We start from the raw sequence: 1,389 nt of genomic DNA on the forward strand, positions 1-1,389 counted from the left end.
GGGTAGCGCTAGTGTCTTGCACATAACAAGCATCTATAACATGGTCGAGGAGAATATGACCTGCTTTATGCAGAGGAAAGGGGAGAACCCTATGGTTTTTGTGTTAGACACAAACAAACGTCCGCTTGCTCCTTGTCACGAAGCAGTTGCAAGAAAGCTGTTGAAACAAGGGAAGGCGGCGATTTACGGGCGATTTCCATTTACCATCATCTTGAAAAAATCAGTAGACGAATCAGAAATTAAAGCAACATATCGGCTAAAAATCGACTATGGAAGCAGGCATACAGGATTAGCGATTTTGCGAGGACAAGAAGTGGTATGGTTAGGGCAACTTGACCATCGCACAGACATCAAGGAAAGAATAGATAAAAGGCGTGCTTTTCGTCGAGCAAGACGAAATCGAAAAACAAGATACAGAAAACCACGCTTTCTGAACCGCAAGCGAAAGGAGGGGTGGTTGCCGTCATCACTAGAGAGTCGTGTGCAAAATATCCAAACATGGGTTAACCGCCTAAAGAAGTTATGCCCCATTGGGTATATATCATACGAAAATGCCAAATTCGACACGCAACTCATGCGAAATCCTGAAATCAATGGTGTAGAGTATCAACAAGGCACGCTACAAGGATATGAAGTACGGGAGTATTTGCTTGAAAAGTTTGGGCGGAAGTGTTGTTATTGCGGAAAAGAAAATGTTCCACTTGAAGTGGAGCATATCATTCCAAAATCGAGAGGTGGAACAGACCGAGTGGATAACCTATGTCTTGCCTGTCATGACTGTAATCAGCGCAAAGGAAGTAAGACAGCAGAAGAATTCGGGTATCCGCACATTCAAAAGCAAGTCAAAGAATCATTAAAGGATGCAAGTGCTATCAACTCGACAAGATGGAAAGCGTATGAAGTGTTAAAGCAGACAGGATTAGATGTCGAGTGTGGAACAGGTGCACGAACAAAAATGAATCGTATTCGTTTAGACTTGCCGAAAACACATTATTTTGACGCTTGTTGTGTAGGTGAAAGCACAACAAATCACTTATATTTCAAAACAAAAGAAGTGTTATTTATCAAGGCAAAAGGGCGTGGTAGTCGCTCTCGTACAAACCTAGATAGATATGGCTTCCCAAGAGGTTATCTTGCAAGACAAAAATTCTTCTTTGGTTTTCAAACAGGGGACATGGTTAAGGCTGTTGTCCCAAGAGGGAAATATCAAGGCGTTTGGTTTGGCGAAGTCGCATGTAGAAAGACTGGAAGTTTCGATATTAAAGGCAAGGACGGAAAGCGTATCGCACAAGGAATAAATTATAGATATGTCCAAGTCATTCAGCGATTTGACGGATATGCTTATGGAAAGGGGGTGGCGGAACTTGCGTAAGGTGCAATTCCTCCCCG

Annotated in this window: 1 protein-coding gene; it reads left to right on the forward strand. The window is 42.8% G+C overall.

The annotated features are described in order from the left end of the window. Positions 1 to 91 precede the first annotated feature (91 nt). Positions 92 to 1,372, forward strand: coding sequence for an RNA-guided endonuclease IscB (gene iscB / locus ETB99_RS14490; RefSeq protein ID WP_171700925.1), 1,281 nt, complete (start codon positions 92 to 94; stop codon positions 1,370 to 1,372). The last annotated feature ends 17 nt before the right edge of the window (positions 1,373 to 1,389 follow it).

Origin of the sequence: Anoxybacillus sp. CHMUD (assembly GCF_013096965.1) — a bacterium.
In the GTDB taxonomy this organism is placed as follows: Bacteria; Bacillota; Bacilli; order Bacillales; family Anoxybacillaceae; genus Anoxybacillus; species Anoxybacillus kestanbolensis_A.